The 15,017-nt window shown below is 68.3% G+C and carries 16 protein-coding genes; all 16 read left to right on the top strand.

The annotated features are described in order from the left end of the window. Nucleotides 1–28 precede the first annotated feature (28 nt). The 16 genes from CLM73_RS06215 (at nt 29) to CLM73_RS06290 (ending at nt 15,010) form a co-directional block, all read left to right on the top strand. Nucleotides 29–1,516 carry an acyl-CoA carboxylase subunit beta gene (locus tag CLM73_RS06215; protein ID WP_418904944.1) on the top strand — a complete coding sequence of 496 codons (1,488 nt, stop codon included), beginning with the start codon at nt 29–31 and terminating at the stop codon, nt 1,514–1,516. 20 nt (nt 1,517–1,536) lie between these two features. After that, entirely contained in the window at nt 1,537–2,895 is a 1,359-nt protein-coding gene (locus tag CLM73_RS06220) for an acetyl-CoA carboxylase biotin carboxylase subunit (RefSeq protein WP_105237756.1), read from the top strand. A gap of 56 nt (nt 2,896–2,951) precedes the next feature. Then, nucleotides 2,952–3,164, top strand: a complete 213-nt coding sequence (locus CLM73_RS06225) for an acetyl-CoA carboxylase biotin carboxyl carrier protein subunit (RefSeq protein WP_105237757.1) — start codon at nt 2,952–2,954, stop codon at nt 3,162–3,164. 7 nt (nt 3,165–3,171) lie between these two features. Continuing rightward, nucleotides 3,172–5,259 carry a 3-hydroxyacyl-CoA dehydrogenase NAD-binding domain-containing protein gene (locus CLM73_RS06230; protein WP_105237758.1) on the top strand — a complete coding sequence of 696 codons (2,088 nt, stop codon included), beginning with the start codon at nt 3,172–3,174 and terminating at the stop codon, nt 5,257–5,259. 51 nt (nt 5,260–5,310) lie between these two features. After that, a complete protein-coding gene (locus tag CLM73_RS06235) occupies nt 5,311–5,709 on the top strand; it encodes a Zn-ribbon domain-containing OB-fold protein (RefSeq protein WP_234015817.1) in 399 nt (132 codons plus the stop codon). Next, nucleotides 5,709–6,881, top strand: a complete 1,173-nt coding sequence (locus CLM73_RS06240; protein WP_105241400.1) for a thiolase — start codon at nt 5,709–5,711, stop codon at nt 6,879–6,881. The genes CLM73_RS06235 and CLM73_RS06240 overlap by 1 nt, the downstream gene beginning before the upstream one ends. A gap of 19 nt (nt 6,882–6,900) precedes the next feature. Then, nucleotides 6,901–7,593, top strand: coding sequence for a 3-oxoacid CoA-transferase subunit A (locus CLM73_RS06245; RefSeq protein WP_105237760.1), 693 nt, complete (start codon nt 6,901–6,903; stop codon nt 7,591–7,593). Then, the gene (locus tag CLM73_RS06250; RefSeq protein WP_105237761.1) at nt 7,583–8,254 is read left to right on the top strand and encodes a 3-oxoacid CoA-transferase subunit B; all 672 of its coding nucleotides are present in this window, start codon (nt 7,583–7,585) and stop codon (nt 8,252–8,254) included. Before CLM73_RS06245 ends, CLM73_RS06250 begins: the two co-directional genes overlap by 11 nt. 149 nt (nt 8,255–8,403) lie before the next feature. Continuing rightward, entirely contained in the window at nt 8,404–8,799 is a 396-nt protein-coding gene (locus CLM73_RS06255; RefSeq protein WP_105237762.1) for a hypothetical protein, read from the top strand. Then, on the top strand, nt 8,796–9,644 hold the full coding sequence (locus tag CLM73_RS06260; protein ID WP_105237763.1) for an alpha/beta fold hydrolase: 849 nt from the start codon (nt 8,796–8,798) through the stop codon (nt 9,642–9,644). Before CLM73_RS06255 ends, CLM73_RS06260 begins: the two co-directional genes overlap by 4 nt. 49 nt (nt 9,645–9,693) lie before the next feature. Beyond that, a complete protein-coding gene (locus CLM73_RS06265) occupies nt 9,694–10,857 on the top strand; it encodes an ABC transporter substrate-binding protein (protein ID WP_105237764.1) in 1,164 nt (387 codons plus the stop codon). Nucleotides 10,858–10,875: 18 nt separating this feature from the next. Beyond that, a complete protein-coding gene (locus CLM73_RS06270) occupies nt 10,876–11,745 on the top strand; it encodes a branched-chain amino acid ABC transporter permease (protein ID WP_105237765.1) in 870 nt (289 codons plus the stop codon). A gap of 3 nt (nt 11,746–11,748) precedes the next feature. After that, complete coding sequence (locus CLM73_RS06275; protein WP_105237766.1) at nt 11,749–12,723, top strand: branched-chain amino acid ABC transporter permease; 975 nt, start codon at nt 11,749–11,751, stop codon at nt 12,721–12,723. Then, nucleotides 12,720–13,502, top strand: a complete 783-nt coding sequence (locus CLM73_RS06280) for an ABC transporter ATP-binding protein (protein WP_105237767.1) — start codon at nt 12,720–12,722, stop codon at nt 13,500–13,502. Before CLM73_RS06275 ends, CLM73_RS06280 begins: the two co-directional genes overlap by 4 nt. Then, nucleotides 13,489–14,202 carry an ABC transporter ATP-binding protein gene (locus CLM73_RS06285; RefSeq protein ID WP_105237768.1) on the top strand — a complete coding sequence of 238 codons (714 nt, stop codon included), beginning with the start codon at nt 13,489–13,491 and terminating at the stop codon, nt 14,200–14,202. Before CLM73_RS06280 ends, CLM73_RS06285 begins: the two co-directional genes overlap by 14 nt. Nucleotide 14,203: 1 nt before the next feature. Further along, on the top strand, nt 14,204–15,010 hold the full coding sequence (locus CLM73_RS06290) for an N-acyl homoserine lactonase family protein (protein WP_105237769.1): 807 nt from the start codon (nt 14,204–14,206) through the stop codon (nt 15,008–15,010). The last annotated feature ends 7 nt before the right edge of the window (nt 15,011–15,017 follow it).

A 15,017-nucleotide genomic window follows, 5' to 3' on the forward strand; every position in this document is an offset into this window, starting at 1 on the left:
GGCGTTGCGCAAGGAACTGGCGGCGCGCATGGGGGGCGAGGCGAAGGTGCGCCGGCACCGCGAGAACGGCAAGCTGCCGGTGCGCGAGCGGATCGACAGGATGGTCGACCCGGCGTCATTCCGGGAAGTGGGGGCGCTGGCGGGCAGCGGCGACTATGACGCGCAGGGGCGCCTGACCGACTTCACGCCATCGAACCTGCTGATCGGGCGCGCCAAGGTGCAGGGCAGGCCGGTCGTCGTCGCGGCCGACGACTTCACCGTGCGCGGCGGCGCCAATGACGGGGCGGTCGGCGACAAGCTGGTTGAATCCGAGCGCATGGCGCAGGACTTGCGCGTGCCGCTCATCCGGCTCGTCGACGGCACGGGCGGCGGCGGCTCGGTGCGCAACATCGAGATCAAGGGGCACACGCTGCTGCCGAAACTGCGCATGTGGCCGCTGATGGCGCAGAACCTGGCGACAGTGCCCGTCGCGTCGCTGGCGCTGGGATCGGTGGCGGGCCTGGGCGCGGCGCGCGTGGCGGCCAGCCACTATTCCGTCATGGTGCGCGATACCTCGCAGCTCTTCATCGCGGGTCCGCCCGTCGTCGCCCGCATCGGCCAGAACCTGGACAAGAACGAGCTGGGCGGCAGCGACATCCACACCCGCAACGGCGTGGTGGACGACGAGGCGGAATCCGAAGAGGACGCCTTCGCGCGCGTGCGCCGCTTTCTTTCGTACCTGCCGCGCTCGGTGCACGAGCTGCCCCCGCGGTCGGCCGAGCCCGGCCGGGCTGGCGCGCAGGACTGGCTGCGGGACGCCATTCCGGCCGACACGCGCGCCGTGTACAAGATGCGGCCGATTCTGGAGGCGCTGGTCGACGAGGGCTCGTTCATGGAGATCGGCAAACGCTGGGGCCGCGCCGTCATCACCGGCCTGGCCCGCATCGACGGCTGGCCGGTGGCGGTGTTTGGGAGTGATCCCTATCACTACGGTGGCGGGTGGGACGGCCCGGCCGCCGAAAAATTCACGCGCTTGCTGGACCTGGCCGAGACGTTTCATCTGCCCGTCGTCAACCTGGTCGACGTGCCCGGGTTCCAGATCGGGTTGAATGCCGAGAAGGCCGGCGCCATGCGCTACGGCGTGCGCGCGCTGACGGCCGTCGCGCAATCCACGGTGCCGTGGTGCTCGATCATCGTGCGCAAGGCGTTCGGTGTGGCGGCGGGCGGGCATCAAAGCGCGGGCCGCTTCAACTTCCGCTATGCATGGCCGTCGGCCCAGTGGGGCTCGCTGCCGGTGGAGGGCGGACTGGAGGTTGCCTACAAGGCCGAGATCGAGGCCGCCGAGGATCCGCAGGCCAAGATGCGCGAGATCGAAGCGCGCGTCCGCAGCCTGACCTCGCCCTTCCGCAGCGCGGAAGCCTTTGTCGTGGAAGACATCATCGATCCCGCCGCCACCCGTCAGGCGCTGGAGGAATTCGTGGAGCTGGTGGCGCCGCTGCGCGAACCCGGCCCCCGGGCCTTCGGCTACCGTCCGTGATGCCGCGCCAGGAGCCCAACATGAAACGAGTCATCGTGGCCAATCGCGGCGCCGTCGCCCGGCGCGTCATCCGCGCCTTGCGCGGCCTGGGCATCGAATCGGTCGCCGTCTATTCCGATGCCGACCGCGATCTGCCGTACCTGTCCGAAGCGGACCTGGCCGTCCCGATCGGTCCATCGCCCGCCTCGCAGAGCTACCTGAACCAGGAAACCCTGCTGCGCGTCGCGCGTGAGTGCGGTGCGGATGCGCTGCACCCGGGTTATGGATTCCTGTCCGAGAACGCGGCATTCGCCGAGGCCGTGGAGCAGGCCGGCCTGGTCTTTGTCGGCCCGTCGCCGCGCTGGATCCGGATGCTGGGACACAAGACCCAGGCGCGCGACGCCATGCGGGCGCTGGGCATGCCGATGGCGCCGAGCAGCGCCGTGCTGGGCGACGACCTTGCGGCGCTGCGCCGCGCCGCCGAGGACCTCGGGTATCCGGTGCTGATCAAGCCGGCGTCGGGCGGTGGCGGCATTGGGATGCTGGCGCTGGAGGGGCCGCAGGATGCCGAAGCGCAATGGACGCGCGCGCGGCAGATCGCCGAACGCAGTTTCGGCGGCTCTGAGCTGTACCTGGAAAAGCTGCTGCGCGACCCGCGCCACGTCGAGTTCCAGTTCCTGGCCGACCGCCACGGTCAGGTGCGCTGCCTGTACGAACGCGACTGCTCCACGCAGCGCCGCCACCAGAAGGTGGTGGAGGAAGCGCCGGCGCCTGCGCTGCCGCGTGCGGCGGTCGAGGCGATGGGCGCGCGGCTGGAGACCATGCTGGCGGGGATGGGCTACGACGTGATCGGCACGGTGGAGATGCTGTACACGCCCGATTCAGACTTTTCGTTTCTTGAGATCAACACCCGCCTGCAGGTCGAGCACGCCGTGACCGAAGCGGTGACCGGCGTGGATCTGGTGGCGGCGCAACTCAAGCTGGCGGGCGGCGAGCCCATGCAGGACGTGCTGCCGACCGTGCCGCCGCTGAATGGCCACGCCATCGAGGCACGCGTGTATGCCGAAGACCCGGTGCGCTTCCTGCCGTCGCCCGGCCCGCTGCGCGTGTTCCAGCCGCCCGAAATGCCCGGCGTGCGCATCGAGACCGGCTACGCGGAGGGCTGCCGCGTATCGAGCCACTATGACCCGATGCTGGTGAAGGTGATCGCGCATGCCGCGACGCGCGAAGCGGCGCTGGATCTGCTGGCGGCTGCGCTGGGGCAGTTCCGCGTCGAAGGCGTCAAGACCAACATTCCTTTTGTGCGCCGGGTGCTCGAAGACCCGGCTTTCCGCGCGGGGCTGGTCAGCACCGGGCTGGTGGGACGCATGCTCGAAGAGGCCCAGTCACAGGCCGCGTAGATCCCTCGCAGTTGTCATACCGAAACATTCATACCGATAACGATCAGGAGCAGGCAATGTTCAAAGTGGAAACCCCCGTGGTGGGCCGTGTGGTCGCCGTCACCGTCAGCCCCGGCCAGCGCGTCGAGGCGGGCGACAGCGTCGCCAAGGTCGAATCGATGAAGATGGAAATCCCCGTGGAAGCGGAGCGCGCGGGCGTGGTGGCGCGCGTGCTTGTCAACGAGGGCGACGAGGTGGACGAAGGCCAGGCCGTAGTCGAACTGGAGTGACGAGGCCATGCTGATCCATACGGAACGCAGGGAAGCGGGGCGCGTCGCGTTGCTGACGTTGCGCAATCCTCCGGTCAACAGCCTGAGCGCGGCGCTGCGCACCGAGCTGCACGCGGCCATCGACGCCGCACTGGCCGACGAGGCAGTGTGCGCGCTGGTGTTGGCGGGTGATGGCGATTTCTTCTGCTGCGGCGCGGAGATCCGCGAATTCAACACGCCGCTGCCGGCGCGTGAGCCGACGCTGCGGTCGCTCATCGCGCAGATCGAGGGCGCGGCCAAGCCCGTGGTGGCGGCGATTCATGGCGCGGCGCTCGGCGGGGGCCTTGAGCTGGCGCTGGGCTGCCACTACCGCGTGGCGCAGGCCGGCGCGTCGTTGGGGCTGCCCGAAGTGAAGCTGGGCGTGCTGCCGGGCGGGGGCGGCACGCAGCGCCTGCCGCGACTCGTGGGCGTTGAACGGGCGCTATCCATGATCGGCGGCGGAGATCCCGTCGACGCAGAGCTGGCGGCCCAGTGGGGACTGGTCGACAAGGTCTGCGCGAAGGATCTGATCGAACAGGCATCGGCTTACGCGTTGACCGTTGCGGACGCGCCGCTGGCCACGCGCATCGTGGGCGCACGGCCGGTGGCATCGTCCGCCGATCCCGGCGTCTACGAACGCGCCCGCCAGGAAGCGGCGCGGCGCTTCCGCGGTTGCGTGGCGCCGCTAGCCTGCGTGGACTGCGTGGAGTACGCCGCGCGTTCAACGCTGAATGACGGACTGGCGTACGAGCGTGAGCGCTTCCTGGAACTGGTGAACGGACCGCAGTCCAAGGCACAGCGGCATCTGTTCTTTGCCGAGCGCGCCGCCGTGAAGTTGCCGCCCGAATGGCGCGCCCAGGCGCCGATCGCCACGGTGGGCGTGGTGGGCGCGGGCACGATGGGCGGCGGCATCGCCATGAGTCTTGCCAACGCGGGACTGGACGTGGTGCTGGTCGAACGCGACGCGCAGGCGCTGGCGCGCGGGTGGGACGTGATCACGAAGAACTATGCCGCTACCGCTGCCAAGGGCAAGCTGAGCGCCGAGCAGGTCGAGGAGCGCCAGGCGCGCATCCGCACCAGCCTGCAGCTGGACGATCTGCGCGATGCGGATCTGGTCATCGAGGCCGCCTTCGAGGACATGGGCGTCAAGCGCGAGATCTTTCAGGCGCTGGACCGCGTCTGCAAACCCTCCGCGATCCTGGCGTCGAACACGTCCCGGCTGGATATCGACGAGATCGCCGCTTTCACGGGACGTCCCGCGCAGGTGCTGGGCATGCACTTCTTCAGTCCCGCGAACGTCATGCGGCTGCTCGAGGTGGTGAAGGGCCGCGAAACCGATGGCGACGTCGTCGCCGCCGTGTTCCGGCTGGCGCGCAAGATGGGCAAGCTGCCGGTGCTGGTCGGCGTGTGCGACGGGTTCGTCGGCAATCGCATGGTCAGCCCGTACACGCGCGAGGCGCACTTCCTGCTAGAAGAAGGCGCGACGCCCGCGCAAGTGGACGGCGCGCTGCAGCGTTTCGGACTGGCAATGGGGCCGCTGCGCATGGCCGACATGGCGGGATTGGACATCAGCTGGGCGTTCCGCAAACGCATGGCACCCACGCGGCCGGCGCACCTGCGCTATTCGCGCGTGGCCGACCGCCTGTGCGAGCAGGGCCGCTTCGGACAGAAGACGGGCAGTGGTTTTTACCGCTACGAGGCCGGCAGCCGCACGCCGCTGGAAGACCCCGATGTGCTGGCGCTGATCGAGACCTGCGCACGCGAAGACGGCATTGCGCGACGTGTCATTTCGGACGAAGAGATCGTGCAGCGCACGATGTATGCGCTGGTCAACGAAGGCGCGCGCATCCTGGAAGAGGGCATTGCGCGCCGCGCGTCGGACATCGACGTCATCTACGTAAACGGCTACGGATTTCCGGTGCACCGGGGCGGTCCCTTGTGCTACGCCGAGCAGCAGGGGCTGGCGCAGGTGCTGGCGACGATCCGGCAGTTTCACGCGGCGCACGGCGAACTCTGGCGTCCCGCGCCCTTGCTGGAACGGCTGGTCGCGCAGGGTCAAACCTTCGCGGACTTGTAATGAACAGGGGCGCGGCGGATGCGTCCCGCAGAAGAATCAGGAGACAGGGCAATGCAGAGGGAAATGGAGGGCGCCGCGCCAAGCGGGCCGCAGGAGCAGTATTTTTCGAATCTCGCCGAGGGCCGCTTCCGGATCCAGCGTTGCGCGGCCTGCGGCGCGCATCAGTTCTTTCCGCGGGTGCTGTGCATGCACTGCGGCGCGCAGGATCTGGCGTGGACCGAGCCGTCGGGCGCGGGCACGGTCTATTCGCTCAGCATCGTGCGGCGCAAGCCCGATGCAGGCGGCGACTACAACGTGGCGCTGGTCGATCTGCAGGAGGGTGTGCGCATGATGAGCCGCATTGACGGCGTCGCGCCGGACGGCCTGCACATCGGCATGCGGGTCCAGGCGCGCGTGTTGCGCGGCGAGGGGCAGCCGCTGGTGGTGTTCGTTCCGGCGGAGGTCGCATGATGTCGCTGGAATCGCTGCGCGGACAGGTCGCCATCGCGGGGGTGGGACATGCGGGCCTGGGCGAAGCCCACGGGTTTACTGAAATGGAAGTGCTGGCGCAGGCCGCCGCCCGCGCGGTCGCGGATGCGGGCCTGACCATGCGCGACATCGATGGCCTGGCGACGTGCAGCTCGTCAGCCACGATGTGGAGCATGCCGGTCGCCGAATACCTGGGCCTCAAGCCGCGCTACATCGAGGCCACGATGCTGGGCGGATCCAGCTTTGTCTCGCACCTGCTGCCGTCGGTGATGGCGCTGGTGTCCGGCCAGTGCAATGCGGTCCTGGTCTGCTACGGCAGCACGCAGAAGACGGCGGTGTTCGGCCGCAAGGAGGGCGTCAAGGCGCGCACGCTGCTGGACCCGCAGCCGTTCGAGTACCCGTACTCGCCCCTGTCGCCCGTGACGTCCTACGCGCTGGCGGCCGCCCGGCACATGCACCAGTACGGCACCACGCGGGAGCAGCTTGCCGAAGTGGCGGTGGCGGCTCGGGCCTGGGCTCGCCTCAATCCGGAGGCGGCGATGCGCGACCCCCTGTCGATCGCGGACGTGCTGGCTTCGCGTCCGGTGTCCGATCCCCTGACCGTGCGCGACTGCTGCCTGGTCAGCGACGGCGGCGGCGCCTATGTGATGGTCCGCGCGGACCGCGCGCGCCAGTTGAAGCAGCCCCCCGTTTATGTGTTGGGAAGCGCGACCGCGGTATGGAACCGCCAGATTTCGTCCATGGAGGACCTGACCGTCACCGCGGCTGCAGAGTCGGGCAAGCGCGCGCTGGCGATGGCGGGCCTGACGGTGGCCGACGTGGACGTGGCCGAGCTGTACGACGCCTTCACAATCAACACGCTGCTGTTCCTGGAAGACCTGGGCTTTTGCAAGAAGGGCGAGGGCGGGGCTTTCGTGCAGGGTGGGGCGATTGCGCCCGGTGGCCGGTTGCCGGTCAACACCAATGGCGGCGGACTGTCGTGCGTGCATCCCGGCATGTACGGCATTTTCCTGGTGATCGAAGCCGTGCGCCAGCTTCGGGCGCAGGCGGGCGAACGGCAGGTGCAAGGCGCCGACATTGCGCTGGTGCACGGGAACGGCGGCACGCTGTCCAGCCAGTCCACCGCCATTCTCGGCGGCCCGGCCACGCACTGAGACTCCAGGAGAGAGCGCCATGCTGGACAAGACAGTTGATTCCCTGGCGGCCGCGGTGGCGGGCGTGCAGGACGGGGCGGTGATCCTGATCGGCGGCTTCGGCGCCTCGGGCGTGCCGACCGAACTGATCTGCGCGCTGCTGGACCAGGGCGCGCGCGAGTTGACCATCGTCAACAACAATGCGGGCAACGGCAAGCGCGGGCTCAGCGAGCTCGTGCAGGCGGGCCGGGTGCGCAAGATGATCTGCTCGTTCGCGCGCTCGTCCGACCGCAAGAACCCGAACGCCGCGGCCTTCGCGGACGCGTACCGGGCCGGCAAGGTCGAGCTCGAATGCGTGCCGCAGGGCACGATGGCCGAACGCATGCGCGCGGCGGGCGCGGGCCTGGGACCGTTCTTTACGCCCACGGCCTTCGGCACTCCGCTTTCGCGGGGCAAGGAAACCCGCGTCATCGACGGCGTTGGCTACGTGCTGGAATCGCCGCTCAAGGGCGACTATGCATTCGTCAAGGCGCGCACGGCGGATCGCTGGGGCAACCTGGTGTACCGCTACGCGGGCCGCAATTTCGCGCCGGTCATGTGCATGGCCGCCGCCACGACGGTGGCGCAGGTGGACGAGATCGTGGACCTGGGCGGCATCCCGCCCGAACACGTGATGACACCGGGCATCTTCGTCAAACGGGTGGTGCAAGTGGGAGCGGGTCATGGGCTATGAAAAACTCAGCCGGCGCGACATCGCGCGCCTGGTGGCGGCGGACATCGAGGACGGCGCCTACGTCAATCTGGGCATCGGCATTCCGACGCAGGTCTCGGCCTTTCTGCCGCAGGACCGGGACGTGATCCTGCACACCGAGAACGGAATCGTCGGAATGGGGCCGGGCGATCCCGGCGCGCCCCTGGACCTGGACCTCATCAACGCCAGCAAGGAGGCAGTGACCCTGTTGCCGGGCGCGTCCATCACGGACCACGTGGTGTCATTTGCCATGATGCGCGGCGGCCATCTGGACCTGACGGTACTGGGCGCGTTCCAGGTGTCCGAAAAGGGCGACCTCGCCAACTGGGACACGGGCGCGGCCGACACCATACCGGCTGTTGGCGGGGCCATGGATCTCGTGGCCGGCGCGCGCCAGGTCTACATCACGATGGAGCACGTCACCAAGGACGGGCAGCCCAAGATCGTGCGCGAGTGCACCTACCCGCTGACGGGCGCCGGGGTCGTGGACCGCATCTATACGGACCTGGCCATCCTGGACGTGACGCCGGCGGGCATGCAGATCAGGGCGATGGTGGCGGGGCTGACGTTCGATGAACTGCAGGCCCTCACCGGCTGCCCGCTTGCGCTGGATCCCGACTGGCGGACGCTCTCGGTGCAATAGCGGACCGCCGCGCCGGGCGGCAGCGCCCGACAAGGCAGCGATTTCCGTGATTTCCCCGTGTTGACACGGCCAGTTTCTGATCCTTAGAATGTTCTTACAGAAAGAATAAGCGTTCTGTATATAAGAACGCGCCAAACAGGGAAGAGACAATGCAAACCCAAGCCATGCCCGCGCGCGACGCGGGCGGCGCGCTGCTTGCGCAGCGTTTTCGTGACAGCGCGCTGTCGTTTTCGCGGCCTCGCCAGGTCGACATGGATCTGCTGGTCCGATTCGGCGCCCATCCGGTCCTCGTGCGCATCCGCGACGGACGCGTCATGGCCGCCGAGGTCCCCGCGGCCCCGCTGCCTTCGTGCGACGTGGCAATGCAGGCTTCCGAAACCGCCTGGTCGCACTTCTGGCAGGCCGTGCCGGACGCCGGCTGGCACGACATCTTTGCGCTCGCCAAGCGCGGCGAATTGCGCATCGACGGCAATCTCCAGCCGTTGATGGCGCATCTGCAGTTCGTCAAGGACCTGCTCGCCTCGGCGCGGGAGGTGCGAGCATGAGCGCGGCACTGGAACCCATCGTCGGCCGCTACGTGTCGTTCGACATCGCCGGCCGGCGCTGTCGCGTCTATTTCGAGGAAGCGGGCGAAGGCATACCGCTGGTGTGCCTGCACACCGCCGGCGCCGATGGCCGTCAGTACCGGCACATGATGTGCGACCCGGACATCACCTCGCGCTATCGCGTCATTGCGCTCGACCTGCCGTGGCACGGCAAGTCGTATCCGCCCGAAGGCTGGCAGGACGAGGAGTACCGGCTTTCCACGGACCTGTACGTCGAGACCGTGATGGCCTTCTGCCATGCGCTGGCGCTGGACCGGCCGGCGCTCATCGGCTGCTCCATCGGCGGGCGCATCGTGCTGCAGCTCGCGCATCTGCATTCCCGTGATTTCCGTGCGCTGATCGGCGTCGAAGCCGCCGATCACCAGGCGCCCTGGTACGACACGTCATGGCTGCATCGCGGCGACGTGCATGGCGGCGAGGTCTGCGCGGCGCTGGTGTCCGGGCTAATCGCGCCCCAGTCGCCCGCCGTGCATCGCCACGAAACGCTGTGGCAATACATGCAGGGCGGTCCCGGCGTGTTTCGCGGCGACCTGCACTTCTATCGCGTGGACAGCGACCTGCGCGGGCGCCTGGATGGCATCCGCACCGACCTGTGTCCGCTCTACCTGCTGACAGGCGAATACGACTTCTCCTGCACGCCGGAAGACACCCTGCGCACCGCCGCCAGCATCCCTGGCGCGCAGGTGACCATCATGCGCGAATTGGGACATTTCCCGATGAGCGAAAACCCCGAGCAGTTCCGCGGCTACGTGCTGCCGGTGCTGGACGCCATCGCCCGCCAATAGAGCAGGCATTACCGACGGGCCGCTGGAGCCCGCATCCTCAGGAGACGACATGCGTTATCCGATCATCCTGGCCGGCGCTTTCGCGCTGGCCGCCGCAATACCGGCCCACGCGCAGGAAACGCTGAAGCTCGGCGCGTTGGTCACCCTGTCCGGCGCGGGCGCCGCCTGGGGGCAGGGCATGAAAAACGCCGCGGAGGTCGCGGCCGATCAGGTGAACGAGGCGGGCGGTCTGGAAGTGGGCGGCAAGAAGTACCGGGTGCAGGTCGTGGCCTATGACGACAAGTACCAGGCGAACGAGGCCGTCACGGTGGCGAACCGCCTGGTGTTCGAGGACAAGGTGCGCTACGTGATCGGCCCGGTGGGCTCCGCGCCGGTGCTGGCGATCCAGCCGATGACCGAGAAGAACAAGGTCATCCTGTTGACGCTCGGCTTCACCTCCAAGGCGCTGGCCGCCGACAAGCCCTACACCTTCCGCCCCAACGTCACGACCGCCGAAGTCTCGCAGCCGCAGATCGACTGGCTGGTCAAGGCGCAAGGCCTGCGCAAGGTCGGCGCGCTGTTTCCCAACGACGAGACCGGCCAGCAGATCGCGCTGGACCTGGAGGCCGCCTACAAGAAGGCGGGAGCGGCGCTGGCCACCAAGGAATTCTTCGAGCGCGACCGCGTCGACTTCGTGCCTTTGCTGACCCGCATGATGGCGCGCGGCATCGACGCCATCGAGCTGGACGGAAACTCTCCCACCACGGCGGGTCTCATCGTCAAGCAGGCGCGCGAACTGGGCTTCGAGGGCAAGATCGTGCGCACGGGCGGCCCGGCCACGCAGGAGATCGTGAACGTGGCGGGCAAGCAGGCGACCGAAGGCATGCTGGTCCACACGCCGATCGATCCGGACCTGCCCGCCACGCAGGCCTACGCCAAGCGCTACGCGGCCAAGTACAAGCACGCGATGAACGGCTTCAGCCCGGCTTTTTACGACGGTACCAACATGCTGTTCGAGGCCATGCGCCGCGCGGGCACGGTGGAAGACACCGAGCGGGTGCGCATCGAACTCGAAAAGCTGGACGGCTTTGAAGGCTCGCTGGGCAAGCTGAGCTGGACCGGCCAGGCCATGTACGGCATCAATCACCAGCTCAATGCGCCGTTCTACGTGGCCGAGGTCAAGGATGGCCGCGAGGTCATCCGCGCCCGCTGCACGGTCGAGGGTTGCCGCTAGCGCGGCGGAGGACACGACGTGGATTGGAGCATTCTGCTGGCGCAGGCCACGATCAACGGCTTGATCGTGGGACTGCTGTACCTGCTGATGGCGGTGGGCTTCACGCTGGTGTTCGGCGTGATGCGCATGGTGAATTTCGCGCATGGCGAGTTCTACATGCTGGGCGCGTTCGGCGCGTACTACCTGACCACCCAGGCGGGGCTGACCTTTCTGCCGGCCGTGGCGCTCACTTTTGCGCTGGCGGTCGCCGGGGGCGCGGTGCTGGAATGGGGCGTGCTCAAGCCGTTCCGGCGCGATGAGTTGAACGGAATGATCGCCACCATCGGCCTGGCGATGATCCTGCAGAACCTCGCGCTGATGTTCTTCGGGCCAGACCCGCTGTCCATGCCGGCCGTCGCCCAGGGCACGGCGCGCATGGGCAAGCTGGTCGTGCCGCTGTCGCGGGTGTATGTGGTGCTGTTCGCGCTGCTGGCGCTGGCGCTGCTGTACGGCTTTCTGAAGCATTCGCGTCCCGGGCGCGCGCTGCGCGCCGTGGTCGAGGATTTCGAGATCGCCGCGATCCAGGGCATCCGCTCGCGCATCTACTACCCGCTCGGCTTCGGTCTGGGCGTGGGGCTGGCGGCCGTGGCTGGCGCATTGATGGCGCCGCTGTTCTCGGTGTCGCCCTTCGTGGGCGCCACGCCGCTGCTCAAGGCGTTCATCGTGGTGATTCTGGGCGGACTGGGCAGCATTCCGGGCGCTGCCGTGGCGGGGCTTGCGCTGGGGCTGGCGGAAAGTTATGGCAGCCTGCTGTTCGAAAGCAGCACGGCGGACATGCTCATCTTCGCCATCGTGATCATCATGCTGGTCGTGCGGCCCAAGGGGCTGTTGGGCCGGGGGGAGGCATAAGCCATGACCGTACTTTCGCTTGAAGCCGGCATGGCGCGACCCGCGCCCGTGCAATGGCTGTTGTGGCTGGCATTGGCGGCCGCCGCCGTGACACCGTGGTTTGCGGGGCCGTTTGTGCAGCACCTGGCCGTGCTGACCTGCCTGAACGTGCTCATCGTCAACGGCCTGGCGCTGATCGCGCGCTGCGGCCAGCTGTCGCTGGGCCATGCTGCCTTCGTCGCGGTGGGCGCTTACGGCTCGGTGCTGGCGGCGCGTCATCTGGGCTGGGGCTTTCTGCCGGCCACGCTGGCGGGCGTTGCCATCACCGCCGTCGTTGCGCTGGCGCTGGGCGCCATCATCCTGCGTTTGAAGGGCGTGTACTTCGTGCTGGTGACGTTTGCTTTCGGCGAGCTGGTTCGGCTGGCGCTGCTGGACGGCGCGTCCTGGTCTGGCGGCGCCAACGGCATCGCGGGCATTCTGCCGGCCGAACTGGCGGGCTGGGTGTTCGACAGCCGTGGCAGCTTTTACGGCCTGGCGCTCGCCGTGGCGCTGGGGTCCGTGGCATTGCTGGCCGCGGTGGCCAGGCGTCCGTTCGGCCATGCCATCGACGCGGTGGCCGAAAACCCCGCGCTGGCCGAATCCACGGGCCTGTCCGTGCAGCGCATCCAGCTCTGCGCCTTCGTGGGCGGCTGCGCGCTGGCGGCGGCCGGCGGCGCCTTGCAGGCGCGCTATGTCGGCTATGTCTCGCCGGAATCGTTCAACGCCAGCATCTCGATCAGCTTCATCATCATGCTGGTCATCGGAGGCCGGCGGTCGGTTTGGGGCGGGCTGATCGGCGCCATGGTGCTGACGCCGCTGCCGGAACTGTTTCGCGGGGCGGTCCAGACGCAGCACATCTTTTACGGCGCGGCGCTGATCCTGATCCTGCGCTTTCTGCCCGCGGGCCTGGCCGGCCTGCCGGGGCCCTGGCAGGCGCGCCGCCGCAAGGAGTCACAATGAGCCAGCCTTTATTGCAGGTGAACGGCCTTTCTCGCAGCTTCGGAGGGCTGGCGGCCTTGCGCGGGCTGACGTTCTCCGTCGCCAGCGGCGAGATCGTGGGCCTGATCGGTCCGAACGGCGCGGGCAAGACCACCGCCTTCAACGTCATCAGCGGCGCCATGCCGCCCAGCGCCGGCACGGTGCAATTCGACGGCCGCGACATCTCGGGCGCGCAGCCCAGCCGTGTCGTCGTGCATGGGCTGGCTCGCACGTTCCAGTCCACGTCCACCTATCCCGGCGTGACGGTGGCCGAGAACATTCATCGCGGCATGCTGTCGCGGGTCAGGCATTCGTGGCTGCGGCGGCTGGCCGGCCGCAGCGAAGACCTGCTTTCGGCCGACGAGGTCGCCCGCGAGGTCGATCGCCTGCTCACGCTGCTGGATCTGCAGGCCTGGCGCGACGCGCCGGCCGGATCGCTGGCCTACGGCCTGCAGAAGAAACTGGGCATCGCCGTCGCGCTGGCCTGCCGGCCGCGCATGCTGCTGCTGGACGAGCCGGCCGCCGGGCTGAACCATGAAGAATGCAACGAGCTTGGCCGTCTGCTGCGGCGGCTGCGGGACGAGGAGGGGCTGACGATGCTGCTGGTCGAACACCACATGGCGCTGGTCATGGAGCTGTGCCATCGCATCGTCGTGCTGGTCCAGGGCGAGAAGATCGCCGAGGGCACGCCGCAGGCCATCCGCGACAACCCCGCCGTGATCGAAGCCTATCTGGGAGCGCCCGACTATGCCCATGCTTGAAGTCCAGGATCTGAATGTGCGGTACGGGCAGCTGGAGGCGGTGCGCGGCGTCAGCTTCAACGTCGAGCAGGGCGAGATCGTCGCGCTGGTCGGCTCGAACGGCGCCGGCAAGAGTTCCACGCTCAAGGCGCTGATCGGCCTGGCGCCGGTGGCAGGCGGCCGCGTGTGCTTCGAAGGGCGCGACATTTCCCGGCTGGGGGCGGCCGCGCGCGTGTCGGCGGGCCTGGCGCTGTCGCCGGAAGGGCGGCGCCTGTTCGGCCGGATGACCGTGCTGGACAATCTGCTGGCGGGCGCGCATGCGGTGGGTTCGCGTGCCGGCGTGCGGGCGCGGTTGGACGAGATCTATGCGCTCTTTCCGCGGGTGCAGGAGCGGCGCGCGCAGCTTGCGGGCTCGCTATCGGGTGGCGAACAGCAGATGGTGGCCATCGGTCGTGCGATGATGGCGCAACCCCGTCTGCTGATGCTGGACGAGCCGTCGCTGGGCATTGCGCCCAAGATCGTGGCCGAGATTGCGGGCGCCATCCAGCGCATCAATCGCGATAGTGGCATCGCCATCGTGCTGGTGGAACAGAACGCGCGGCTGGCGCTGCGCCTGGCGCATCAGGCCTACGCGTTCGAGCATGGCGAGGTCGTGCGCAGCGGCAAAGGGGCGGAGTTGCTGGCGGATCCCTTCGTGCAGAAGGCCTACCTTGGAGTCTGAAATGAATGCGCCAGACGCGCTACCCGAGTACGAGATCTACGCCGTCCGCTACGCAAGCATGGCGCGCCAGCGCCGCGACAACTTCCTGGGCGGTGATCCCCACGACGGCGACATGCCCATGGATTTCTTCGTGTGGCTGGTGCGCGGCGCGGGCCGCGTAGTGCTGGTCGATACCGGGTTCAACGCCGGCATGGCTCGCCGGCGCCAGCGCGAGCTCATCCACTGTCCGATCGGCGCGCTGGCGGCGCTGGACGTTCAGCCCGCGGATGTGCAGCACGTGGTGCTGACGCACCTGCACTACGACCACGCCGGCAACCTGGACCTGCTGCCCGAGGCGATCTTCCACGTGCAGGACGACGAGATGGACTACGCCACGGGCCGCTGCATGTGCTTCGAGCCGCTGCGTCACGCGTACGCGGTCGAGGATGTGATGTCATTGGTCCGGCGCGTGTATGAAGACCGCGTGGTGTTCCATGACGGCGACGAGGCGCTGCTGCCGGGCATCGAACTGCTGAAGATCGGCGGCCACACCAAAGGGCTGCAATCGGTGCGTGTCCACACCGCGCGCGGCTGGGTGGTGCTGGCATCGGATGCCAGCCACTACTACGAGAACATGGAGCGGGGGCGGCCGTTTCCCATCGTCTACAACACCGTGCAGATGCTGTCGGGTTACGCCAAACTGCATGCGGCCGCGCAATCGGACCAGCATGTGGTGCCGGGCCACGACCCGGCGGTGCTGCAGCGCTATCCCCGCTTTGAGGATTCCCCCCACTTGGCGATGTTGCATCTGCCGCCGCGGGGGGATTGAGTCGGCG

Source organism: Achromobacter spanius, assembly GCF_002966795.1.
GTDB classification, from domain to species: Bacteria; Pseudomonadota; Gammaproteobacteria; order Burkholderiales; family Burkholderiaceae_B; genus Achromobacter; species Achromobacter spanius_D.